15 protein-coding genes are annotated in these 24,604 nt (G+C 35.6%); 10 read left to right on the top strand and 5 right to left on the bottom strand.

The window, feature by feature from the left end; translation table 11 throughout:
- Positions 1-130: 130 nt before the first annotated feature.
- The 4 genes from UABHE_RS08905 to UABHE_RS08890 all read left to right on the top strand — a co-directional run bounded on the left by UABHE_RS08905 (position 131) and on the right by UABHE_RS08890 (position 6,471).
- Positions 131-1,495 carry a hypothetical protein gene (locus UABHE_RS08905; protein WP_372369899.1) on the top strand — a complete coding sequence of 455 codons (1,365 nt, stop codon included), beginning with the start codon at positions 131-133 and terminating at the stop codon, positions 1,493-1,495.
- 8 nt (positions 1,496-1,503) lie between these two features.
- Positions 1,504-2,295, top strand: coding sequence for a hypothetical protein (locus UABHE_RS08900; protein WP_372369898.1), 792 nt, complete (start codon positions 1,504-1,506; stop codon positions 2,293-2,295).
- Positions 2,296-2,298: 3 nt separating this feature from the next.
- Positions 2,299-5,088 (top strand): AAA family ATPase, encoded by a 2,790-nt coding sequence (locus UABHE_RS08895; protein ID WP_372369897.1) that lies wholly within the window; start codon positions 2,299-2,301, stop codon positions 5,086-5,088.
- Positions 5,089-5,217: 129 nt separating this feature from the next.
- Positions 5,218-6,471: a metallophosphoesterase gene (locus tag UABHE_RS08890; RefSeq protein ID WP_372369896.1), complete on the top strand. Its 1,254-nt coding sequence runs from the start codon at positions 5,218-5,220 to the stop codon at positions 6,469-6,471.
- A 33-nt stretch (positions 6,472-6,504) separates the two neighbouring features.
- On the opposite strand, the gene UABHE_RS08885 is transcribed toward UABHE_RS08890, so the two are convergent.
- Positions 6,505-7,296 carry a TraB/GumN family protein gene (locus UABHE_RS08885; RefSeq protein ID WP_372369895.1) on the bottom strand — a complete coding sequence of 264 codons (792 nt, stop codon included), beginning with the start codon at positions 7,294-7,296 and terminating at the stop codon, positions 6,505-6,507.
- 195 nt (positions 7,297-7,491) lie between these two features.
- Between UABHE_RS08885 and UABHE_RS08880 the strand changes: the two genes are divergently transcribed.
- On the top strand, positions 7,492-11,568 hold the full coding sequence (locus UABHE_RS08880) for an FG-GAP-like repeat-containing protein (RefSeq protein ID WP_372369894.1): 4,077 nt from the start codon (positions 7,492-7,494) through the stop codon (positions 11,566-11,568).
- 180 nt (positions 11,569-11,748) lie between these two features.
- On the opposite strand, the gene UABHE_RS08875 is transcribed toward UABHE_RS08880, so the two are convergent.
- Positions 11,749-12,426 (bottom strand): thioredoxin family protein, encoded by a 678-nt coding sequence (locus UABHE_RS08875; protein ID WP_372369893.1) that lies wholly within the window; start codon positions 12,424-12,426, stop codon positions 11,749-11,751.
- Between the two features lie 190 nt (positions 12,427-12,616).
- Complete coding sequence (locus UABHE_RS08870; protein ID WP_372369892.1) at positions 12,617-12,886, bottom strand: hypothetical protein; 270 nt, start codon at positions 12,884-12,886, stop codon at positions 12,617-12,619.
- Positions 12,887-13,648: 762 nt separating this feature from the next.
- Between UABHE_RS08870 and UABHE_RS08865 the strand changes: the two genes are divergently transcribed.
- Entirely contained in the window at positions 13,649-15,148 is a 1,500-nt protein-coding gene (locus tag UABHE_RS08865) for a serine/threonine-protein kinase (protein WP_372369891.1), read from the top strand.
- A gap of 320 nt (positions 15,149-15,468) precedes the next feature.
- Here UABHE_RS08865 and rlmN read toward each other — a convergent pair whose 3' ends face one another.
- Together rlmN and UABHE_RS08855 are read right to left on the bottom strand one after the other, a co-directional pair.
- Complete coding sequence (gene rlmN, locus UABHE_RS08860; RefSeq protein WP_372369890.1) at positions 15,469-16,524, bottom strand: 23S rRNA (adenine(2503)-C(2))-methyltransferase RlmN; 1,056 nt, start codon at positions 16,522-16,524, stop codon at positions 15,469-15,471.
- Positions 16,463-19,705 carry a tetratricopeptide repeat protein gene (locus tag UABHE_RS08855; protein WP_372369889.1) on the bottom strand — a complete coding sequence of 1,081 codons (3,243 nt, stop codon included), beginning with the start codon at positions 19,703-19,705 and terminating at the stop codon, positions 16,463-16,465. The genes rlmN and UABHE_RS08855 overlap by 62 nt, the downstream gene beginning before the upstream one ends.
- Before the next feature lie 817 nt (positions 19,706-20,522).
- Here UABHE_RS08855 and UABHE_RS08850 point away from each other — a divergent pair.
- The 4 genes from UABHE_RS08850 (at position 20,523) to UABHE_RS08835 (ending at position 24,571) form a co-directional block, all read left to right on the top strand.
- Positions 20,523-22,214 (top strand): SpoIIE family protein phosphatase, encoded by a 1,692-nt coding sequence (locus tag UABHE_RS08850; RefSeq protein WP_372369888.1) that lies wholly within the window; start codon positions 20,523-20,525, stop codon positions 22,212-22,214.
- A gap of 5 nt (positions 22,215-22,219) precedes the next feature.
- Complete coding sequence (gene pgk / locus UABHE_RS08845; RefSeq protein WP_372369887.1) at positions 22,220-23,515, top strand: phosphoglycerate kinase; 1,296 nt, start codon at positions 22,220-22,222, stop codon at positions 23,513-23,515.
- A 73-nt stretch (positions 23,516-23,588) separates the two neighbouring features.
- Positions 23,589-24,098: a hypothetical protein gene (locus UABHE_RS08840; protein WP_372369886.1), complete on the top strand. Its 510-nt coding sequence runs from the start codon at positions 23,589-23,591 to the stop codon at positions 24,096-24,098.
- A gap of 11 nt (positions 24,099-24,109) precedes the next feature.
- Positions 24,110-24,571, top strand: coding sequence for a hypothetical protein (locus tag UABHE_RS08835; protein WP_372369885.1), 462 nt, complete (start codon positions 24,110-24,112; stop codon positions 24,569-24,571).
- Positions 24,572-24,604: the final 33 nt, after the last annotated feature.

Below are 24,604 nucleotides of genomic sequence, written 5' to 3'. Positions count from 1 at the left end.
GTATTTACTTGATTTTGAATTTTTACATTTTAGAATGGGATACGCATTGATTGTAAATCCTATTTCAAAAGCTGACTACTAGTATTAAAACTAGTAGTCAGTTTATATTTTAGGTGAAAATTTTTACGCTATGGATAATAAAAAAAATACTATACCACAAAAAAATACAGTATCTAAAGAACAACAAACATTATTTGACGAAAATAGTGAAGATACTATTCCGGAGAATCAGCTAGAAGGTTATTTGAAAAAAAACATTCCTTTAGCTGAAGTAGAGTCTATAAGTAGTGCACAAGCATGTAAACCTTTTTTTCAATTGTTTAAAGAATTAACGCGCACTAATCTCGATGATTTTTACATTAGAATGTCTGTCTTACTACAACTATCTAGTAACAGGGACAAAACTTCTTGGACTCCACAAGAAATGGCACACGAATTTCATTGGATGCGTCAAGAAATTCGCAAAAAAATAATACAACAACTTAGTCGTAGTGGTTGGCTAATTTTTAATGAAGGTTCTTACGAAATCACTCGTTTTGGGAAAAGTATTTTGTCGGTATTATCAGCAATGCCAAAAGATGAAGGATTAGAAGACGCTCTAGGCGCAAATATTTCTTCATTTTCTTTACTTGAAATGTCACAGCAAAACAACGATCCTTCAAATAATTTACGCATGTTTATTAACGAATTGGTAAAAATTGACGAAGATATCGAAAGCACAATAGCAAGTAAATCTGAGTACCTGATCCGTAAAATGAACAAACAAGTTCGTTCACAATTTGATGTAGCAATTAAATCGAGAGAATACTTGCAAAATGTGAGAACAGAAAGTTTTCGTAATTATCGTTTAAAGCAAAAAATTCACGAAAAACTTTCGCAATTTCACTCGCGTGTTTCACAAGTACAAAGAGCGCAAAATGATCTTGTCGCACGTAAAATTATACTGGCTGACAAATCTTTGACACAACACGACGTTAACAGTTTTTTGATCAATAGTAGTTTAGAAAAGTTAGCGCAGGTAGGGAAAGATTTAATCGCTCATCCTATTCATGTTCCAGATTTAGTACCTGCTCTTTTGGTTTATGAAGCAGAGTGGCAATTTGAAAAAGAGCGTCCTGATGATAATCGCCGTAGTTGGGCAGATCAGTTTGAAATGGCAAATGAAAGCGAAGATACGATTAGTGAAAATAATCAATTCTTGAATTTTATTACCGAAATAGACTATGCACTAAGCAAAAGCGATTCTGTCACCTTAGAAAAAATTGTTCCCGCTGAAAATTGGGCAACATCAGGTTTTCGCTTTTCAATGATTGCTGTACTTGAACATTCTGAGTTACCTAAAAACATGGACATTGAAAACGAAGAGTCTATTCCTAAATTACAAGTACACTCACTTGATGATGGCTTACAATTAGAAGTCGCCAAACTCAATGATTTTGTGACAGGCGTAAAAGAAATAACCAAAGGTGTTGTCACGCGAGAACAAAAGGAATAAAAATAAAAATGAATACAACATCAAACGAAGCCGCTATTATTTGTGCACGTTTATTGCGGCAAGGATACGTTCACAAATCAGAATTTCCACAACTAGAACTCAATGACCTTTTACTCACAAGTATACGCGACCGCTTACAAGATGTAGGGATGGAGCTCGTCATGAATTCTTACTCTGATTTCTATGCTGTAAAACTTACTTGTGATAGCCAAGACACAATAGAAGAATCTAACAATATCAGCCTTAAGAGCAATGAAGTAGCTATGTTAGTTATTCTGTGGAGTAAGCTCATTTTACCAAAACGTACCCAAGCTCAAAAGGCTTTGGATGAAGCAATTGCAAAAAAAGCAGCGGCGAAAGAACAGTTAGAAAATAAAGAGGAAAATGAAGAAGTTACGACCGTTCAGCAAGATTTTTTCGAAAAGCAAAAGCCTCGCAAAAAGAAGAAAAAAGATCCCAATCGCATTTATGTGGAACTTTCAGAATTATACGCCGAATTTGGCAAACAATTTGGAAGTAAAACATCATTTAAATCAACAGTATCGCGACTCTCAAATCTTAAATTTATTCATATGCACAATGAAATAATTACCGAAGGTGTTTTTCTTGATCTCCTCATTGATGGCCAACAAATGGGAAATGAAATTAAGAAATCAGCTCTTGCATACAAACTAGCAGGGGTAACAGACGAAGTAGAGGAGTGGGAAGAGGATGAGGAGCTTGAAGAAGAGGAATTTATCGATTTAGCTGACGAGTTAGTTATTTCTGAAACACAAATTAATCAAGATGAGGAATCTTAAAATATGTTTCGCTTTAAATCTTTAGAGTTGATGAATTGGGATTGCTATCCAAACTACCGCGTTCCGATGGACGGAGACATTATTCTATTAATAGGGCAAAACGGTAGCGGTAAAACCACTTTTCTCGATGCACTGCGCGTACTGCTAAATGGTCCGAGACTAAGCAAGAGTCGTACACTGCATCACTATGTGCGAAAAGACGTAGAAACAGCGATGATTCGCGGAGTTGTGACAAATACACTTGTAGGTGAACGGCGTACTTTTTCTCATCTTGGTATTTATGGAGATGTCGATGTATCCCTTATTTGTATTATCCGCAATAAAGGAAATCGTAAAATTGAAAAGGAGTATTTTATAGTAAAAGGTGACCCGCCTATTGAAAAAATTAAAGATTTCAAAAGTGGAATGAGACCTTTACAATACTCCAAGCAACTAGAAGACGCAGGTGTCTCTCGCTCAACATTACAACTAATTGCTCTTGAACAAGGACAAACCGACCGCATTGGTCAGCTAAGTGCAAATCAACTGCTACAATTAGTAATGGATATCACAGGGAACAAAGATATCATAAAACGTTATGAAGATGCACGTCAAAACTATCGCCGCGCTTCACAACAACTTATAGAGCTAAAAACTGAGTACAATAAAATCCATATGCAAACTGCCGAACTTGAAAAACAAGCTAATGAAGCAGAGCAATATAAAGAATATATCGATGAAAAGAAAATGATCGAAACAGAGAAATTACCTATTTCAAAGTGGTATCATATTCTTGATAATTTACATAAACTAGAACGAAATTATTCTGAAAAGCAAGAGATCAAGTTAGTTTCAGAAAAACAGTGTAAGAGCATACGTGAAGAACAAGAAAAACTAAAAACAACACGCGAACTCATTCAAAAAGATCAAAATGGGTTAAGAACTACACAACAAGGACACGAAAAACAACTCAATGCCTTACATCAAAAAATAGGCAAGTGCCATTCGGAATGGCAAAGACTAGAGGAATTGCGTAAAGCTTCGGAGAATATGAATATAAAAGAATCTCCTCAAGAACTAAAAGACAAACAAGAGGAAGTTCAGCTCTCTTATTTTCAAAATAAGAATGCGCTAAGCGAAGTAGAAAAAAAACTGTCCAATTTACGTAAAGAACTGGCAAGTCTTGAAGAAAGCCCACTGCCAACATACCCTGATGAGATCTATAATTTTCGCGATATTCTTGACGAAGCCAATATTGATCATTTATTATTTGCAGAATGTATTGAGATTTTAGAACCTAAATGGCAATTAGCTATTGAAGCTTTTTTAGGCCGCGAACGTTTTTCTGTATTTGTCGATGAACATGATTTTTTGGCAGCGAAAAAAATAGGAGAAAGAAATCGCTACGCGTTTTATATCTCTCCTTACGGCCGCACAGATATTCCAACCCAAATACGCACTAATTCCATCTTAGCGCAATTGCAAATAGCAGATGATCGCATTGCAGAGCGACTTGTGCCACTAAAAGATATACTACTTGTGGATACTGTTCAAGATGGGCACAAACATAAAAAACACATTACAATTACTCAATCAGGTTATCGTCAAGACAAGCGCGGAGGAATTTTTATTGCCCATAAAATTCGTTTTTACTGTGGTGGGCTAGCAGTTGAACAACAAATACAAGAAGTGGAAGAAACTATTGAGCGCGAAAAGCAAAAAATTCCAAATTTACAAGTAAAGTTAACCTTGGCTTCTGACCAAAAAAGAAAAATTGAAGAGAAACTAAAAATAATACGTCGCAAAGAAGAATGGCTATCTTCTAAAGATAAACACGAAGAAGTAAAAAAAGAAGGCGACAAATACTTAGCAGAATCTGAGCAAATAAATGAAGTGCGCAAAAAGATTCTCAAAGAAATAGATCTTCTCAATGAAAAAGTAAATCAAAACTTTGCTTCATATCAACAAGCAGAAAAAGATTTTTCACGTGTACAGAGAGATCAAAAAGCTCTCCAAGAAGAAATGCACAATGTGGAACAAAAAATATTGCAACTTCGCTGGCAAAAAGAAGAATTAGAAAAAGAAATTCCGTCAGATATTCGCACTGGTTATACGCGAGAAGATGTAGAAGATCGCGATTGGTTAGAACACAAAATAAAAGAGATTTTTAAAAAGTTAGAAAACTATAGTGGTTGCCGCGAACTAGAAAAAATTCTACTTTTTGATCACGAAACTAAAGAATTAAAGAAAAAGAAGCTACAACTAGTACGTCAAGAAAATGACTATATGCATCGCTCAGATGAATTAGAGAAATGCCGCGAAGATTATCGTGAAATGATCATTCATACGATTGATTTTTACAACAAGTCAGTAAAGCACCTCGCTTCACTTGCAGGTTGTAAGATGCGCGTTTTTCTAGAAATGGGAAATGCGGAGAGTCTCATAGAAGATTCGCGAATGGAAGTGCGTGTTGCTTTTGACCAAAAACGCGAAGTAAATATACGCGATAAATCACTTTCTGGTGGACAAGATGTAATAGCGAGCTTAATTTTACTAGTTGCGCTTTCTCGTATGGAGCAAGACCAAGCAAGTGGATTTTTTATTATGGATGAACACAATGCTCACCTCGACACGGTAAGAATCGTTGAGGTTGGTCGTTTCTTGCGCTCAACAAAAGCCCAGTTTGTCCTAACCACTCCTACAACTGAAAACGTTTCTGCATTGTCTGTGGCTGACTTGATTTTGTCTTTTACTAAAAAGTCAAACAAATCACCCCATGCTCCAAAACCTCGCTTTATCAGGCGCTTAAATTAGGACGTGTTCCTAGGAGTGATATTTAAAATCTAAAGCTTATAACAAGTTTTGAATTAGGGCGTAATCCTGCACAGGATTGCGCTATTTTTTGTACCATTAGCGACTCCGACCTTGATTATAGAGAAAACAATGAAAACGACATTTATTATTATATGTGTTATAGCATTTCTTAGCTGTTCTAATATCTATATTGCTTCACCAAAATCACAACAACATGTAAATACTAAAAACATCAAGCAAACCATTTATATCGCAGGCGATTTTGGAAGCCCAAGCTCTTCGCTTAAAGATATAACAACCGCAATTGCTAGCGACATAAATCAGCAAAAGGAACGTCCTTGCATTCTTGGTTTGGGAGATAATTTATATGTAAAAGGGTTTCCGCGCAGCGAAGTTAGTAACTCTAAACCATTTAAAAAATTGCTTAAGATAGCTAAATTATTCGCAAAATGTCGCTACAAAAATAACTCTGTACCACTTGTTACTATACCAGGAAATCATGATTATAATGACGATGCTATTGCTTCCGAACGCAAATGGGGTAATATTGCTCCCTGGTACTTTTTAGCACAGATATCACATCCAAAAGATCGTCATTTATTTGAAAACTGGCTTTTTCTGCCTGGCAATGCCCAAAATCACAAATCACATTCCGAACTATATCGTACGCTATATAGTAAGCCACAAAACTTAGTTAAATACATGAAACCAACGATAATTCCACAAGAAATTGTTCACCCTTCTGTTGATATAATTGCTATAGATAGTGAATTAGCAATAGATTTATTTGCTTATGGTTATGACAAACTTGCGCGACAATATTTGCGGTCTCTCATAAAAGTAGTTCCAAAAAACAACAACAAATGGCAAGTACTACTAACACACCATTCATTAGAATCATATGCTAAACATCGTCCTGGTAAGCTAGGAAGCTTTATTTTCGGACCAGGGTGGCCACAATTTCCTCAGTGGTGGCATAAACTATTACTAATACCGCCATTTGGTACTTTAGCGACCTTGGGTTGGTGGTCTATACACTACCCGCAAGATATTCATTCATGCGCTTACGACAACTATCGACAAACATTGTACAGTATTATCGAAGAAACGGGTATCGATCTTGTTATTTCAGGGCATGAGCACTGCACGCAAGTCATTGAACTTCAAAAAACTAGCCTAAACACAAACAACACTTCCACAAAGTGCGTGCAACTCGTATGTGGCGAGTCTGCAAAAAAAGATCCCGTTACAAGTGGCAGTGGAACCGCGTTTTATCATACTGGCTACGGATATTCGCAAGTTATGATTCATGACCAGAAATTAGTAATCGAAGTAAAAGATCGCTACGGAAATCACCTTTATCAACATGTAATAAACAAATAGTTTAAGGAGGTGGCAAATAATTTATCTCCCTAGCTAAGAAACTTTGTAGCGTGTTACAGTATATCCCTTTTCTCGTAGCAAACAAATAAGCCCTTCTTCTCCCAACAAGTGAAATGCTCCGACAACAATGAACGCATTTCCTTGTTTGATAATATTTTCTAAAACAGGCATCCAATTATAATTTCGCTCACTAATAAGTAGCTGTTTATAATATTCATCTAGCGTATCGAAATAGTCATTCAGCCCACTTAAATCGCCAGATTTATACAGAGCAACGATATTACTGTCATCCTGTTCAAAGTTCGTATCTAAAATATTTTTTACTACTTCTAAAGTAAAAAAATTTCGCAAGCGAACGAGCAAATCTTGTTTATCCTCTAAGCCAACGATTCTTTGTTTACTATTTTTAGTAATAATAGCTTCAACGCCTTCTCCTTCTGGATAAGTACGATAAACAAGTAAAACTCCTAGTAACCATATTTCTAAATATTCTACCTTGGCGAGTACATTGGGCGCGAAACATAATTTAACCTTATTCCAGTATTCTTTCCCCAAATGCTCTTGCAGAGAAGTATCGGTTTTCGTTGCAAAATCCTCATTGTTGTTATTTTCAAAGACAATAGTCTGACAAGTACGCATTTTTTCCCATACCACATTATGGATATGATTTTTTTTTATACCGTAGTGTAAAGAAGCCAATAAATAGCAAGGAGATTTGCCAGTGATTTTCCACAGAATTGGTCGCGTTTTACTGGATTGATCGGTGAGTAGCTTATAGAAGAGAAAGACAATAATTGTAAGAGCAAGTAGTGTAACATATTTCATATATTATACTCATATAAAAGCGGAGGATTGAGGTATTGTCACAGAAGAATGCAAAACAAAAAAGCTAACTAGACTTGGCAACTATCATAAATTTTCATATAATAAAAGATAAATTTAAAAAAATCCTTATAAAAATAAAACATCTTTATCTTAATAAGAAATTAGCATCCTGAAATTAAAACGCTGGGGAAGAACATGAAAAGCATAAAAAGCATAATATTATTATTGTTTATTGTAATACACATTCAAGCTGAAATACTAACATACTCAGGAGCAACAGTAGAGTCCGGAAATATAAACGGTATAGATGTATCGGGAGAAGGTGTTACCGTTTCTGTTGAGATAAACGATGGGCTATTTTTCGAAAATGGATCAGCAGATTTAGGGACACCACTTTCTATTACATACGAATTTAGTAATTTTGGTACTTTTAAAATAGATAATATTCGTAAATCTGTAATAACAGCAAATAGAAATGCTGCTGCTCCTTTTTTCTTTGATGAGCAAGGATTTATATATAGTTCTCCAGCGCAATTTGGCAGTAATCTTTTGGCTTCACAAAACGGAGAATCTATAACCGATTACGCGACACGAATAGCTTCTTTCACTAATAGGATCTTTTCTATCCCTTTTCCGGCTATAAAAACTGGAGTAGTAGGAAACAATGGAAACGATACTATAACACAAGAAATTAACTATACATCTGGAAATGTAATAACACTATCAATTGAAAATTCGCCTAATTTATCTCCTCGTCAATTGAAAGAAAATGCAATAACTACTTTATCAAATATTACAACAACCGACCCAAAGCTAAAAAAAATAATAGACTCTGCACGTTTATCTGTAGAAAAAAGTCTAACATTCAAAGAACAACCGCTGTTTATCGATGGTTTTAGAATATCCGCCAAAGATGGTGCAAAAGTTTTTTCAAATAGCAAAAAGGCAGCTATCATATTAGCAAAATCAATTGACAAAGATACTACTGCGCAACCAATTAAAGATACTTTTCAACGAGTAGTGGATTCGCTAGTTTTGTCGGACAAAAATATTGCTGATCTTTCTTTACAAACAGCACAATCAATGATAGGAGTGCTTGAAGTAAAAGCAAACCTATTTGGCCGCTCTGTAGAAAAGTTTACAAGTGGCGAGCAAGAAACTAATGCAGGTAAAGCAATTGCTTTTTTTGGCCAATCGTGGGTATTTTCGCAAAAAGCGGTATTCAATAAACTTAAAAATATAGCAATTACGAGCTTTAGCGACTCTCCAGACCCATTCGATCCGACAAACGAACAAAATATATTAAGTGCAACTGTCCGTTTAGAAAGACTCGCTCCTAAACAATTTCTCGATTTTACTCAGGTGATCAAAGACTCCGCGAATAACATTGTTCGCACCATCGTGGTTAAGAATCAAGTTTCTAGTCGTTCTATTGATATTGAGGTACAAAGTATTTGGGATGGACGTAACAATAAAGGAGATTTCGTAGATCTTGGCGATTATTCGTACATAGCGTATGCACAATTGTTTACGCTTAAAAATGGATTACCTATAACCAAAGAACTTTCTTTTCCTATTGCTGGGAATATCGCTGTTGTCTCTGCTGCTCCTGCACCCGACATTGAATCGATTGATCCTGCACAAGGAAATTCAACAGGTGGTACATCTGTTACTATTATAGGTAGTAATTTTGAAAATGGTGCAACGGTCTTTTTTGGTGCCAATGAAGCGAGCAATGTGGTTATCACTTCTAGTCAGATAACCTGTACTACGCCTCCCGAAACTCCAAAACGCGCTGTCGTCAATGTAACGGTTACAAACTCTGACAACCAAAGTGATACTTTAAACAACGCTTTTAGTTATAGAAACGTCAATTCTCCACAGGTAAAGGGTTTAGCTCGTTACCAAGATATCAATAGAAATAAAATCGCAGACAGTGGTGATGTTATTATTATTCCTTTTGATCAAAGCGTTGTTCTCAACAACAATGCAAATGTGGCTGATGAAGCTTTTACTTTGCCTGTTACTGGGGACAATTTTGGCGCAAACAGTAGTTTATCTTTGGGAGATGTCAGCAACGAAATCAAAATAACTCTTGGCAGCAACCCAAGTTTAAAAACGAGACAGCTATTCACTTTATCCTCCACAACAGCAAACTCTGCTTCTGGTATTGATATAAATCCTGCTATTACAGACGATCTTATCGAAGGTGTTGATGGAACAGATGCGAGTGCATCGACAGCTATCGACATAATCCCAGGATTTGTCGATAGTGAGCAAAACACTGGGCAAAGCTCCACAGTTTCTTTTATAGACATAGAAAGAGATGGAGATCTAGATATTATCTTTGGCAATGATGGTAACCAAACAAATCAAGTTTTTGTTAACGATGGATCTGGCAATTATAGCAGTGGTTCTTCTTTTTCTGTTGGAGATACCCGAGCAGTAGCAGTTGGCGATGTGGACAAAGATGGTGATTTTGATATAGTTTTTGCTAATAGCAGTGGTCAGAATAATGAGGTTTTTTTCAATGATGGTACGGGAAATTTTTCTTTAAGTCAGAGTTTGGGAACGAGCAATACTGTAGCTGTAGCAATAGTTGATATCGACAAAGATGGAGATTTCGACCTCATTTTTGCCAACTCAAACGACCAAGACAACGAAATATTTGTTAATAATGGCTTGGGAAATTTTAGTTTAGGGCAAGCTGTTGCGTTTGGAGATACTCGTTCTGTCGCCGTGGGTGATGTTGACAAAGATGGCGATGTAGATCTTATCTTCGGCAACAGTAGTGGACAAGCTAATCAGATTTTCTTAAACAATGGCTTCGGAAACTTTTCTGATTCTGGTCAGGATTTGGGAAATGAAAACACGCAAGCTTTAGCGCTAGGAGACATCGACCAAGACGGAGATTTAGATCTCGTTTTTGCCAATAGCCAACAAAACCAAATCTTTGTCAATGATGGCGTAGGAAATTTTTCTAATTCTGGTAAAAATGTAGGCGCAGACAACTCTACTTCTCTAGTTGTTATAGATATTGACGGCGATAGCGATTTAGACATTGTTTTTGGCAACAACGATCAAAGCGACCAGGTTTTTCACAACAATGGCAAAGGGAATTTTACGCCCTCTGAGCAAAATTTTTCAGCAATTCCTACAAAAGCGATTATCATAGGGGACATTGATAACGATGGAGATATGGATCTAGTCACTGCGGGGCAAAACAAAATATTGCAAAATTCCCTCTCCGGAACCTGGGGAAGTGCGACCTTTGTCAAGTCAGGACAAAATTTGGGATCTGGAAATACGCGTTTTTTCGCAGCAGGGGATTTTGATAGTGATGGTGACTTAGATTTTTTTAGAGGAAATGGCAACTCTAGCAACGCTTTATTTATCAACGATGGCTCAGGGAATTTTACAGTAACACAAAATTTTTCTGGAGATACTTTAGGAATTGCTATTGGTGATATCGATGGCGACGGTGATTTAGATGCGGTCTTCGGAAATGCCAATAGCCAACCAAATCAAGTAATGATTAATGACGGTAATGGAAATTTTACAGCTGGCCAAGAATTAGGAAACAGTTCAACATTTAATATAGATTTAGGTGATGTTGATGGAGATGGAGATTTAGATATTATTGCAGGAAACCGCGCTCCAGATAAAATTTATCTCAACAACGGTTCGGGAGTTTTTACTGACTCCGGTCAGGCTTTAGACAATTTCGATTCTTGTAGCAATGTAAAATCTCTTCACGACTTTGACAACGATGGAGATCTCGATTATATCTCAACTAACCTAGATAATGAGAGTATTCATCTATATTCTAATGATGGTAGTGGTATATTTACACGCATTATTCAAATACCATCGACAGGCGACACTCGATCAGCCGTTGTTGGTGACCTAGACAACGATGGAGATTTAGATATTATCCAAACAAATAATGGACAAGGTAATCATGTATACTTAAATAATGGTAATTTTAACTTTGTCGACACTGGACAAATTCTATCAAGTGGGTTTCTCTCTCGCTTCAGTGTTCTCGGAGACATTAATGGCGATGGTAGCTTGGACATTGCTATAGCTAACGGATTTGGTCCAGAACACATATTTTTTAATAACGGATCGGCCATTTTTACTCTTAAGCAAAGCATTGGCAACATCAATTCTTTCTCTGCAAATATGGCTGATATTGATAACGATGGGGACTTGGATTTATTCATAGGAGTAAATACTGGACTCCAGAACATACTTTTTTTAAACAAATAGTTGCAATTGATCGCAAATCCAAATTGCAGACTTATAACAAAAAAATGCTAATTGCGCTCTTTTTCTGATTGAGATACCTATAAATATTTATGTTTAATGTGAATCCTAATCACACTTTATAACAAAAAATACGATTAGGATTTTCTATATCAGTCATAAATTTTTAAAACACTAGATTGCTTACCAGTATTTTTTTAATTCTTTTTCAATAGCAGTTATTTTTGCAACAAATTGATTGTATTTTTTTAAGTTTGCTTCATTTCTTTCGGGACGAGTTGATATCCATTTTTCAAGAGAGTCATTTATTTCTAGATTTTTTTTCAGTAAAGCCTTGTACTGCTTTCTTTGTTCACCACTTAGCTTTTTTAGAGTTGCTTCTATACCAGCAGGAGATAAGTGAATAGCAGCATCAATTTCACCACGAAAGCTTTCTGCTGTTTTTTCTTTCCCTGCTCCTAATTGCGCAATCGCTTCCTGGCTTTTATTTAGTAGTACATATGTAGGGTAGCCACGAACACCATACTTCTCTTGTAGCTTTTTATTGCGTTGTTTGTATTCTTCTGGAACAATATTGGGGTTTGACGGAAAATCAATTGTCACAAGAACAAGATTTTTTTGTGCATATGTTTGCCATGAGTTTTCAGCAAAAACGTTTTTATCCATAAGTTTGCACCAGCCGCACCAATCAGAACCTGTAAAATTCATGAGTATCGGAAGTTGTTTTTGCTTTGCAAGTTTATAAGCAGCGTCGACATCCATGGTCCATTTACCAACTTCTGCTCCTTTAGTAGCTACTTCGTTAGCATAACATGTGACCGCTACGCATAAGCTAAGGAAAAAAATAACTGTTTTTGACATGTTTAGCTCCCAATTAATTTTATTGTAAATATAGATATTTTCCTAATTCTACCTTTTTTGAAAGCTATCTTCCAAAAAAACTAAAATAGTTATATGTATTTTGTCGGATAAATAACCAAAAGTTTACAAAATTTTATAAAACATCGTAGGCAATTAATAAAAAATGCCCTTTTTGACAGGGCATACTTTATTAAACTGATACTTTTTTGTTAGGATATTGACTTCTCGCGGCCCCTACGAAATTCGAAGTTAACTCTTCCATGTAGTTAGCAAATTCCTCTCCAAACATATCATAAAATTTCTCTAAAGCAATTTCTAGTACGTCAACATTTTCACTATCAATTATCATGTTTTTGTTTTTTTCAAGCCAAACACTCGATATTGCTGAAAAAGATTGGTCAATAGTATACTCTTCCAAATTTTTGACCCATTCTTCTATTGTAATTTTTTCATTTTTCATTTTTCATTCCTTTTAAAAATTCTATAAAAGATAATCCCTTATCTATTAAAAATTATATCATTTTAATAACTCAATTTGAAATTTTTTTAAGACCTTTGTCAAATCGATATGAAGTTCATTTTTAGAAAACGCAAACGTTGTAAATGATTTTTCTATTACAAGTAGGGTTTAATCTATTTTTTTGACAAAATAGTGCGTAGTTCTGTCAATTAAACTTGAGATGTGTATCTATAATTCTTTTACTATGGATAGTAGGGCGTGTCATCATTCAAAATATTGTGTGTTTTTTCGAACCCGAGCCCGTTTGCGAGCCCGTTTCCGAAACTTTCACTAACAATTTATCAAAGAAGCAAAGTTTCTTTTTCCATCGCAAAAAACTAGTATTGAACCAATAAATCACTTTCTGTCGCTCTCAAAAAGTTTTCGGGCGCGGGCTCGCAAACGGGCTCGGGCTCAATACTACTGGCGTATCATTAAATGAATCCGTTATATTTTTATCTGTATTGAATGATGACACGCCCTAGTATAAAAAAATGTATTTCTTGTTGTTGTCCTGTCAAAACTTTTGACCAAATTAATCAAAATGGTAAAAGGTAATATTTGGAGCGCTAAATTGTTGGCTAAAAGTTAAAGAAATACTCTAGTTTTTCTTTAAAATAAATTACAAAATTGCATTGTTTGTAAGGTTTGTATCATTTCTCTCGACTAAAAAGGACGACAACTACACAATGTAGAATTCTTATTTTATGTGGAGGAAAAGATATGACTGAAAATCGCAATCGACAAAATATGAAAACGATAGATGGATTTGCAGAAGATATTTCCTTAAGTTCTTTTTTTACCTTACTAGATAACGAAGACAAAAGTATTTCTGCACTTGAAAAACAAAAACATACAACGCGCAAAATTACAAAAATGAATAACGAAAAATATAGTGAGTTGCAAGAAATTGGTCGTGGTGGAATGGGAAGAGTTGTTTTGTGGAAAGACAATAACTTACAACGCGTTGTTGCCACAAAATTACTACATAATAAGAACATCTCTAATGAAGTGTTGCAACGATTTTTTGAAGAAGGACAGATTGCAGGGCAATTAGAACATCCAAATATTGTACCTATTCATGATGTGGGAGTTAATAAACAAGGAAATTTATACATCACGATGAAATACGTCAAGGGAGAATCATTAGATGATACTCTTATAAAAGTAAAAGAAAATCCACAAGATTGGTCTATGAGTAAAATCTTGCAAATATTTCTTTCGATGTGCTACGCCATAGAATATGCACATTCGAAAAAAGTAATTCACCGCGATCTTAAACCTGAGAATATCATGATAGGTAAATTTGGGGAAACAATGGTGATGGACTGGGGAATTGCAAAAGTAATTGGGCAAGGACAAGACATTATTCAAGAAGAATCAATTTCTACTTTGCGTTCTGAAGGTGGTTTTCTAACAATGACAGGTAAAATAATTGGAACTCCACAGTACATGTCACCAGAGCAAGCCAAAGGCAAGATCACAGAGCTCGATCACTTTTCCGATATTTATTCTCTTGGACTTATTCTCTATGAAATGGTTACTGGTGAGCGCGCAATCGGAGGCAAAAACATAATAATGGCTGTACTTCAAGCATCAAAAGCACAGTTAGAGCCTCTACCTTCAAGTGGACTATTTGGAAAAATTCCTAAAGAACTTAGTGCAATAATTAATAAGTGCACGCAGTTAGAAAAAGAGAGTCGTTACCATTCAGCTCGCGAACTGGCAGAAGATATACAAAATTTTCTCGATAACAAAGAAGTAAAAGCGTGCAATTACAAATTAGTAGACAAAATAAAGAGAATATGCCGCAAAAATCGTAAAGAAATACTTCTTGTTGCATCTACAGTGCTTGTTGTCGTTAGCTGTTTTATCGGCTGGTACTCATGGAATAAACGACGCATTACAGCTGTTCTTGTCGAAAACGCCCATCACCTTTTGCAAGAGGCTCAAACAAAAAGTAATCCCAAACGACAAAAAGAAAACGTACTAAAAAGCATTGATGGGTATCGTCAAGCTTATGAAACAATGAAATGTCCTCTATGTAAAGATCACTTACATGAGTATCAAGTGTATGAAGCACAAGCGTGGGCTGAGTTTTTTCGGCAATCAGAAAAAGTGAATGATATAAGTTCGATGAAGTTAGCCCAAAAACAAATGAAACACTTACTTCGTCTAGAAGACCACCACGGCTATGAAGATATACTGAAGAAAGAATTTTAAATGTGTTTTGAGCTTGATGAGTCAAGAGATTTATTTCTAACGAAACATTAAACTGACTATAACGCAAAAGAACAGAATAATGTTTGTAGTAATTATAGATAATGAATGTATAGAGGCTTATGATTATTACAAATATAAACAAATCATTTAAAATAAAGTTTTTTACTTTAGGATGTGCCATCAATTTAGATATTAATAACCATCGTAGTCGTAGTTGTGACCTTTATTGTAACAGCTCTATTAAGTACTACGATTACAGTTACGAATTTTTCAGTATAATGTTTTAATTGATGACTGCTCCTAAACTTTTCAAGAGATATTCACGTTTTTAACTGCCCACAACCAGCAGCGACATCTATTCCTTTTTTCTGGCGGATTGTGTTAGGGATATTGTAGTTGTTTAATATTTCGCGAAATTGTTTAATTCTTACTTCTGCTCCAGGAATTCCAGAATAACCTTTTGTTGTGTTTAACGGAATTAAATTTATGTGGGCGCGGATTCCTTCTAGAAGTTTAGCTAAATCATGTGCATCATCTATACTATCATTTTCATTTGCAATTACAGTCCACTCAAAAAATATGCGCTTTTTTTTACGCTTAGTGTACTCTCTACACACATCCATTAGTTCTTCTAGTGGCCATTTTTTACCTATTGGCACAAGGCTGTTTCGCGCTTTGTTTGTCGCACCGTGCAAACTCACTGCTAAATTTACTGATTGCGGTTCATCAATTAAACGTTGAATTTGCGGAACAAGGCCTACTGTGCTTAAGGTTATATGTCTGCGTGCAATGGCAAATGCACGAAAATCAGTGAGAATATCAATTGCATTCATAGTTGAGGCAAAATTATGTAGCGGTTCTCCCATGCCCATAAAAACAACATTACGCACTTTATTTTTTTCTAGTTTTTCTAATAACATGATTTGGGCGATAATTTCACCTGTGGTCAAATGACGATTGAAACCCATCTGACCTGTTGCACAGAAAACGCAACCCATTGCACATCCGACTTGCGTGCTTACACAAACAGTGCAGCGTTCGTCATAATCCATCCACACGCTTTCGATAAGCTTTTTATCATGCAGTTGCAATATGTATTTTCGCGTATGCTTGTCTTCACTGGTAATAACGGATTTTACTTCTGGTAAATCTAGAGGATAGTTGGCAATCAAAGATTTCTTGTTTTTCATTGTAATTTGGGAAACACATTCTACTTTTTGTTGATAGATACTTTGAAAAACTAAGCGTGCGTAAAATGTGCTCTGTAAGTGTTGTGCAAGGTCATCAAATGTAAAATTATATAAACTTTTTATTTTATTTGGAGTCATGGCTAAATTTCGCGAAATATTTTTTGAGTAATTTTTGTTGATTGACATCAATATTTTCAAACGTAAGGCATTTGCGTAAATCGTCAATTGCCATGTCGTACTGTTTTATTTCACCGTAGAGAATTGCTCGTTTAAGATAACCAGAAAAAGAGGATTCTAAGCTAATCGCCGAATTATAATCATCCATTGTTTTAGTCCAATTTTTAAGTTGCCGGTAATTATCTCCTCTTTGTAGATAGCTTTTGTCGTTTTTGTTGTTGATTTGGATAGCGATAGAACAATCGTTGATTGCGTTTAGGTAGTCGTCTATTTCATTGTAACACAAGGCTCTTTGTAAGTATAGATTTTCACTTTGTGGATTTAATTGTATTGCTAAGGAATAATCATCAATAGCCTTAGTGAACTCGCGGCGAATTTTATAACAACGCGCTCTATTGCTATAGGCAGGAGCATATTTGTTGTTTATTTGGATTGCAGTAGCGTGATCTGCTAACGCCTTTTTCCAGTCTTTCTTATCACAATATCCATCTCCGCGACTAGTATAGTAGTATTCATTTGGCGGACTAATTTCAATAGCTTTGCTATAATCTTTTATAGCCTTATTTATTTTATTTTGTATTTTGTAACACTCCGCGCGGTTAGCATAAGCAAAATGAAAATTTGGATCGATTGTAATTGCTGCGCTATAATCAGAAATAGCTTTACTAAAGTTATTTTTAGCTTGAAAACAAACGCCTCTATTGCTGTAAGCTTTCACATAATCTGGATCAAGAGATATTGCCGTTGTATAATCATCTATCGCCTTTTCCAGCTCACCTTTGTTATTGTAACAAATTCCTCTGCCATTATACGCTGGCAAAAACTTAGGATCTAATTCAATAGCTTTACTAAAATCAACAATAGCATTTCCACTATTTCCTTTTAAAAACCAGCCTTTACCTCTTTCATAATAAGCAGCAGCTGTTGGTGCGCTAACTTTTTCCATCGGAATCCAAGTGTATGGGATTTCTGTTTTATTCCAAAAAACACTGTGTTGTCCCATTTTGGTTCGAAACTGATCAACAATTTTGTTGGCGCGCGCATCACGTAAACGTCCTAAGGCCCAAATAATTTTTTCAGCTTCATCGAGGTTGATATTTTCTTCTTGTAATTGTGTTATTAACCATTCGACAACATCAAAGCCTTTGTATTTTGTATATTTATCACCTATTTTTCCCAGAGATTCAATTGCAATAGCTCTTTGCCATTTGTTGCCGTACTTCAAGTAAGGTATTAATGCGCGTACAATATAACTCTTGCTCATACGTACAATTTCAATTATATATTCGCCGAGCATTCCCGCCGCAGGAGGTGACTCACTAATTTTTTGCATGATTTCACGCAAGCGTCCTATCTGAATTTCACGCTCTTTATCTTTGTAGTTTTTAACAATGGAAACGAGAACCTTTGCTTCCTCTTTGTCTGATAAAATCTCGCAACGTCGAAAAGAAAGTTCGCTCAAAATATAGTTTTTTCCTAAAAGTGCTAGTAAACCAATTTCTTTTTCAATGTGATAGAGCTCTTGTTTTAGAGTGGTATTATCAGGCGCTATTGTTAATGCTTTTTCTAACAACAAACGCGATTTCATGTAATGGGTTATTGATTCTTCAACTTCATGTTCTAGTTGCTTACGTGCTGCAGCATCATAATCGATATTGGTGAATTTTTCTTTGAGTGTTTTTGCATTTGTTACTTGACTAATATTTACTTGCGAAAGTCGGCGCGCGTCTTTAACATAATTTTGGTTTTGAATAATGCGCACACTGAAAATAGATACAGCAAGAATGACAAGTGAAGAAATAAATATTGTTCCGAATATAAATATGTTTTTACGTGCTTTTATTTTGCGAAATACTCGTTGACGAAAACCTAAACGTGCTTCAATCATTTCGCCATTGAGAAGGCGTTCTATATCATCGGCCAGAGCTTTTGCTGTTTGATAGCGATATTTAGGATTTTTCTCTAAACATTTTAAACATATCGCTTCAATACCAAGAGACAGTCGTGGATTTTTTTTGCGCGGTGGCACGACTTCTAGATACAGAATGTTGTAAATTATACCAGCCGGGTCATTTCCTGGAACCGCTGGCTGTTGAGTAAGTAACTCATACATCACCGTTCCTAAAGAGTAAACGTCTGTCGGCGCACCGATCATACTCTGTTTTCCTTCTGCTTGTTCAGGAGACATATAACGAGGTGTTCCAAGAATTTCCCCGCTTTTTGTTACTTCTCCAGAAGGATGTAAGTCTTTTGCTAATCCAAAGTCCATAATTACAGGTAGTTTAGTATCTTCATCAACCATAATATTTGCGGGCTTTAAATCGCGATGAATAACTCCTGTTTTATGTGCATAGTCAATAGCGAGCGCTGACAAACGAATAATTTCAATAGATCTTTTTGGAGATAATGATTTTTCCAAATTAAGGGTGCGTAAAGACTTTCCTTTGATATAGTCCATCACAATATAATTTTGTTTTTCGATAGTTCCAACGTCATAAACAGAAGCTATGCTTGGATGATTAAGTTTCGCCATTAGCTTAGCTTCAATAAAAAAACGCTGTCGTTGTTTAGGAGATTCAACGTCGGCATGCATCACTTTTATTGCAATTTCTCTGTCTAATTCTGGATGAAAAGCTTTATATACCTTACCCATACCTCCTACACCAACGACTTCAATGATTTGATAAGGGCCAAATTTTTTGTTTGCAACACTGTCAGAAACGGTCACTTTTCGTAGATTCGGACGAGATAAAGGTGTTATTTCAATGATTTCTGTATCGTAGATATCGACGAGAGGTATGATTGAGCTCTCAGCGTTAGGTTTTAAATCTAACATAGTTACACTCACATCAGAAGTGTGAAACTCCTTATTCTCCTGTATATTTGATTCAAGTAAACTATGGTAAGCTTCAATACAAGTCTCATCCATTTTCGCTGATAACTTGACCAGTATTTCTCGTGCACGTTGATAATCAGAGTCTATTTTCAATGCTTGTTTAAAACTTGCTATTGCATCTCTGTATCTATTTAACTTAACTAACAGCATGCCTTGTCTTGTATATGAAGAAGGAGATGGATATAACTTGATCATCTCATCGACAACACTAAGCGCTTTTTCCCAAGAATGAGTACTAATAAGCTTATCGCGCTTTTTCCTTAGAGCTGTTAGTTGATTAAAAGCTTTTTCCATACATCATCCTAATTTGAGTGCGTGTAAAGTAAGGGCAAATAAAATAACTTACAAAACCTTGTTACAAAATTGCATGAATTTTGCTGGTCACCAAGAACCTAGCCATTCATTATATTCTTTATTTTAAAGTATTTAAAGTAATTAATCAAATATCATTATGTAAAATTTCGTTGATGAGGTGGATGATATTTGACTAGCAATTACCTAGGGGTTGTGCTATTATGAAAAAATAAGTTACTAAGGCATATCAACATTTATCTTCCTTATAATTTGGCTCTTTTAGAGATTAAACTTTGTTACTTTCAATTGCAAAACATAACTTTGCATTTTCAAAGTTCCAAATGACTCTCTAAAGCAACCCACATTATACAATAACTTAAATGTTGACATGCTCTAGTAAAAAACGATTTTCTGGTTACAAATCTAAACATTATTTCTTAATCAATATTGTTTTAGGCACTGTAAAGAAATAATCTCCCCAATTTTGCGCCAGAATTTTGTTTATCAGCTAGGCATTTTGAACGCGCATAAGTCTATTTCTGTAAGTGAAAAATAACAAAGTTGGTGGACAAAAAGGTCAAGCAAAATGAGTGGATTATTTCTTTCAATATGCCTTAGAGGTGTGGCTAAAAATAATATACTAAATTTTACATAGAAATTTTATTCATTAGCTAGGCATTTTGAACGCACATAGTAGTATTCTGTAAGTGAAAAATAACGAAGCTGAGGAATAAAGGATCATGTTAAATGGTAAATTATTTTCCTCCATATCCCTATACAAAACACGCCCTAAAAAATCTTTTCAGGAGAAAGTGGTGTGAGTAGTGAATACACCTGGAACATGAATGTAATTTGCGTTGATGCCGAAGAAGAAACTTTAAAATTATACAAAAAAGTACTTTCAAATTCTTCTAACCAGCTTGAACCATCGATAACCACAAAATGGAGCTCCGTGTCACAGGATCAAAATTATGCTGTATATCCTGCTATGTCAGGCAAAGCAGCAATACGTACTGCTTTAGAAGCCAAAACAAACGCCCAGGACATCGCCGTTGGTTTTTTTGATCTAAGTATGCAAGGTGAAATGGATGGAGCCAATACAATTGGAGAAATCAAGCGCATCTTCCCATCTCTACTCTGTGCTATTGTTACAGATGAAACTAGCATTGATGTTTCTGCAGATGTTAGGAATTCATTTGAATCTCAGGATGAATGGCTCTATATAAAAAAGCCTTTTAGCGAAGAGGAATTAATGCAAACGGCTTGCAACCTCGTCGTATCTTGGAATTTGCGTCGCGAACAAATTTTAGCGATGGAGAGAATCAAAAAACAACAAAATAATGTACAACGCGTTTTATTCATAACACCTTCATTATTTCATACGCAGACCCATGAGGAACTTTGCGCGACAACTATCAAAGAGGCTTGTCAAATAGCAGGAAGTAATCACGCTTTCTTAGCGATGCGCGAAGAAGGACAAATGCTTTTTAAAGAAGGTAGTGGTAAGTTCAATGTACATACAGAAGAAGAGAAAGCACAGGTTATCAAAATTCTAACCACACCTTCTATGTGGGATAAAGGTTGCCTTTTGACCATTTCTTTAGCAGAAAACCCTCTGGGCATTCTTTTTATTGATGATTTATCCTCTCAGAGTCAAGGCACTGAAATGCTGGAGTTATTTATCACTCAGGTAGCATCTGCTTTTGAAAACATAGAGAGACAATTAGAAAAAGAAAAGCAAAAAGCACACGAACAAGAACTTCTTATTGGTACAAAAATTCAACGTAGTTTACTTCCGAAAGAACGTCCTGAAAGCGAAGATATTCAATTGTACGGTTTAATGCAAAGTGCTAAAGAGATCGGTGGAGATTACTTCGATTATTTCTATCGAGAAATTCCTCCAGATAAAGTGACAGATGATATTTTTGTTAGTGTTGGTGATGTAGCAGGAAAAGGAGTTGCTGCTGGTCTTATTATGAGTGAAGTTCGCTCTTTTATCCGCGCATTGAACCCTTTTTATAGTTCCACAAAAGAAATTATGGATCAGTTGTCACGTCTACTAGAAAAAGATATCAAAGGCACAGGGCGGTTCATGAGTTTACTTTTGATGTTGTGGGATTCAAAAAATAAATACTTTAAGTTTACTTCTGCTGGGCACGAACATATTATTCACTACATTGCAAAAGAGGGAAAGTGTAGAGTTTCGAAAGCTGGTGGAGTCGTTCTTGGTCTTAAGCACTCACTTGTGAGTACACACTTAAAAGAGCAAAAACTGACCATGGACCCAGGTGATGTCATCATTTTATTTACTGATGGAACTACAGAATCAATGAAAAATAATGATTCTAATGAGATGTTTGGTTTAGACAGAATGGTCAAGCTTACTGTTGAGTACGCGAAGCTTCCTGTGGATAAAATTCTCAACAATATATATAACGACATATTTGTCTTTATAGAAGATGGTGAACAAAGCGATGATATTACAATGGTAGCTATTAAGAGAAAGTAGATCAAATGCAGTTTTATACAATAGAAGATTTTAAAGACAAGTTGAGAGGTAAAAAAGTTTTTGTACGCGTCGATACTAATACTACACTTGAAAACGGCGAGATGCCATTTACATCGCGCATAGAGCAGGCGTTCGAAACAGTAAACAAACTAACTAGTTATGGAGCTGCTGTGGTTTTAGGTGCACATAATGGACGAGGTGGCGAAACAAGTTTTGTATCCTTAGGGCCGCTATTTTCAATGCTACAAAAACAAAATTCCCAAATACCGAAACTATTGTGTCCAGGAAATACTTACGACGAACAGTACTTAGGTTTAAATGCCGCTACGAAAAATACGATTAAAGATCTGCAATCGCAGCAAATACTTGTTCTTGAGAATCTACGTTTTTTACAAAACGAAACTGCTAAGATGGACACTAAAGAGTTTGCCCAACAAAAATTTATAGTAGATTTAGTTGAAAGTGGTATCGATTACTACGTACTTGATGGGTTTTCAGTAGCGCACCGCGCTCATATGTCTATTGTAGGGTTCTCTTCTATACCAAATATTGCTGGTCTCGCGGTAGAAAAAGAGTTATTAGGTGCTAAGAAAATAAAAGAATTGTTAGCGCAAAATCAAACAGGTGATGGTCGCGTTACGTTTATATTTGGTGGAGCGAAAATACAAGACTATTTCCAATTAATGGAAAATGCACTACAAAATAACAGTGTAAGCAAAATTCTTCCAGGAGGATTGTTCTCATCTCTTTGTTTAATCCTAGGTGGTTATGATTTAGGGAAACCGAGCTGTGTTCCACTAGAAAAAAAAGATTCTAAGGGAAAATCTACTTTAGATTATAAAGAAAACTTACAAAAATTACTTGATAAGCACCGCGACGCCTTTGTTATGCCTGTTGATGTAGCCTATTTGCTAAATGGCGAGCGCATAGAATACTTAGTCGATGAAATTCCTCAAGAAGCGCGGGAAAAAGGTGCTGTACTCGATATAGGTGAAAAAACTATACAAAAGTATAAAGAAGTGTTGCAGAATAGTAATATGGCGTACTGGAAAGGTCCATTAGGGGCGTTCGATTTAAATCCACTTTTCGCAAAAGGCTCGCAAGAAATTTTAGGGCTTTTAAGAAATAACTCAAACATTTTTTCAGTTATGGGAGGTGGGGATACCGGACAAATGTTAAGTAAATTTGATACCTTGCCTAGCGAATTGAGTTACGTAAGCCTGTCTGGCGGTGCGCTAATCCAAATACTTGCAGGCAATGACTTACCTGGTATTTTAGCATTAGAAAAAAGTTTTCGATAGAGCGTGTAGACGCCCTAAAAATCTGTACTAGTGGGCTAAAAAAATTTTCACATAAGAGACAAAGGTTTTAGCCATGTTTAGTGAAACTACACAACTGTTAATACTATGTACGATATTTTTCTTCATAATGGTACCTATAACCATTGCTAAACGAGATAATATTTTTTCTAAATTATTTTTTAGAGGAATATTTTTTCCGTTTTATTTGATAAGGTGGTGGTTGCGTAGAAAACAGACTCAGCAACGTACGCATAACTATGAAATTTTAGGTCAATACGTTGCACTTCTTGGAAATAACTCAGCAACATTAGGCTTTTTTCGCGAGCTCATTGAGCGAGGAATAAAAGAAGAAGAGTTGGAAAAACTCATACAAGCTAACTTGCAAAAAGTACAAGACTTTAACGAAAGCAAAGAAAAAGAAGCGATTCGTAAAAAGTTGGAAGAAGAGATGCAAATGCGTGAGTTAGCTAAGGAGCAACAAACGATTTTAAGCGAAGCCAAGATGAGTTTGGAACAAATAAAATTTAGAGAACAACTATTAGATGGTTTGTACCAAAAAATTCGCAGAAAGTATGGACTATAAAGGAGTTGGCTATGAGTAGTAATTTATCGATCCAATGTACTGGCAAAGACATTTCTCTCTCTGAAAGAGACTTTTTTGAAAGCTTAGGCCGACAAATATCTAAGGGAGAAAAAGAAATTCCCTGGAAAAACAAGAAGAAGTACAGAGTTGAAGTTAGTAAAAAAGCTCAGGACTATGTTTTGCGTCTTATAGATGTAAAAGCAGATCGCGAAATAGACCGTTTAAAGCTCCATTCTACAAAAAGTCTAATGGATTTAGAAACTCGGCTACTAACTGATTTAGCGCGTTCTATTGAAAAATATAGTTTGCAAGCAGCTCTAGATATACAAAAAGATTTTAAAGACGCGCAAGTTCTAGCAAGACAAATAGATCCTGATGATGATGAATTTAATGAAGGTTATTTAAAAGATATTCGTAATGTAGCTCTAGAAAACGTTAAGAATATAGCACGTATTAAAGATCGCAATTCATAAATAAAGTATTGTTTTAGGAATACTTCCTAATCT

It is taken from the genome of Candidatus Uabimicrobium helgolandensis, from assembly GCF_041508025.1.
Classification (GTDB): domain Bacteria; phylum Planctomycetota; class Uabimicrobiia; order Uabimicrobiales; family Uabimicrobiaceae; genus Uabimicrobium; species Uabimicrobium helgolandensis.
Note: the sequence above shows the minus strand (reverse complement) of the source record. Positions and strands in the feature narration are given on the sequence as shown.

Coding starts and splice junctions, on each gene's coding strand:
- UABHE_RS08905 (WP_372369899.1), top strand. CDS start 131: ATGGATAATAAAAAAAATACTATACCACAAAAAAATACAGTATCTAAA.
- UABHE_RS08900 (WP_372369898.1), top strand. CDS start 1,504: ATGAATACAACATCAAACGAAGCCGCTATTATTTGTGCACGTTTATTG.
- UABHE_RS08895 (WP_372369897.1), top strand. CDS start 2,299: ATGTTTCGCTTTAAATCTTTAGAGTTGATGAATTGGGATTGCTATCCA.
- UABHE_RS08890 (WP_372369896.1), top strand. CDS start 5,218: ATGAAAACGACATTTATTATTATATGTGTTATAGCATTTCTTAGCTGT.
- UABHE_RS08885 (WP_372369895.1), bottom strand. CDS start 7,296: ATGAAATATGTTACACTACTTGCTCTTACAATTATTGTCTTTCTCTTC.
- UABHE_RS08880 (WP_372369894.1), top strand. CDS start 7,492: ATGAAAAGCATAAAAAGCATAATATTATTATTGTTTATTGTAATACAC.
- UABHE_RS08875 (WP_372369893.1), bottom strand. CDS start 12,426: ATGTCAAAAACAGTTATTTTTTTCCTTAGCTTATGCGTAGCGGTCACA.
- UABHE_RS08870 (WP_372369892.1), bottom strand. CDS start 12,886: ATGAAAAATGAAAAAATTACAATAGAAGAATGGGTCAAAAATTTGGAA.
- UABHE_RS08865 (WP_372369891.1), top strand. CDS start 13,649: ATGACTGAAAATCGCAATCGACAAAATATGAAAACGATAGATGGATTT.
- rlmN (WP_372369890.1), bottom strand. CDS start 16,524: ATGTCAATCAACAAAAATTACTCAAAAAATATTTCGCGAAATTTAGCC.
- UABHE_RS08855 (WP_372369889.1), bottom strand. CDS start 19,705: ATGGAAAAAGCTTTTAATCAACTAACAGCTCTAAGGAAAAAGCGCGAT.
- pgk (WP_372369887.1), top strand. CDS start 22,220: ATGCAGTTTTATACAATAGAAGATTTTAAAGACAAGTTGAGAGGTAAA.
- UABHE_RS08840 (WP_372369886.1), top strand. CDS start 23,589: ATGTTTAGTGAAACTACACAACTGTTAATACTATGTACGATATTTTTC.
- UABHE_RS08835 (WP_372369885.1), top strand. CDS start 24,110: ATGAGTAGTAATTTATCGATCCAATGTACTGGCAAAGACATTTCTCTC.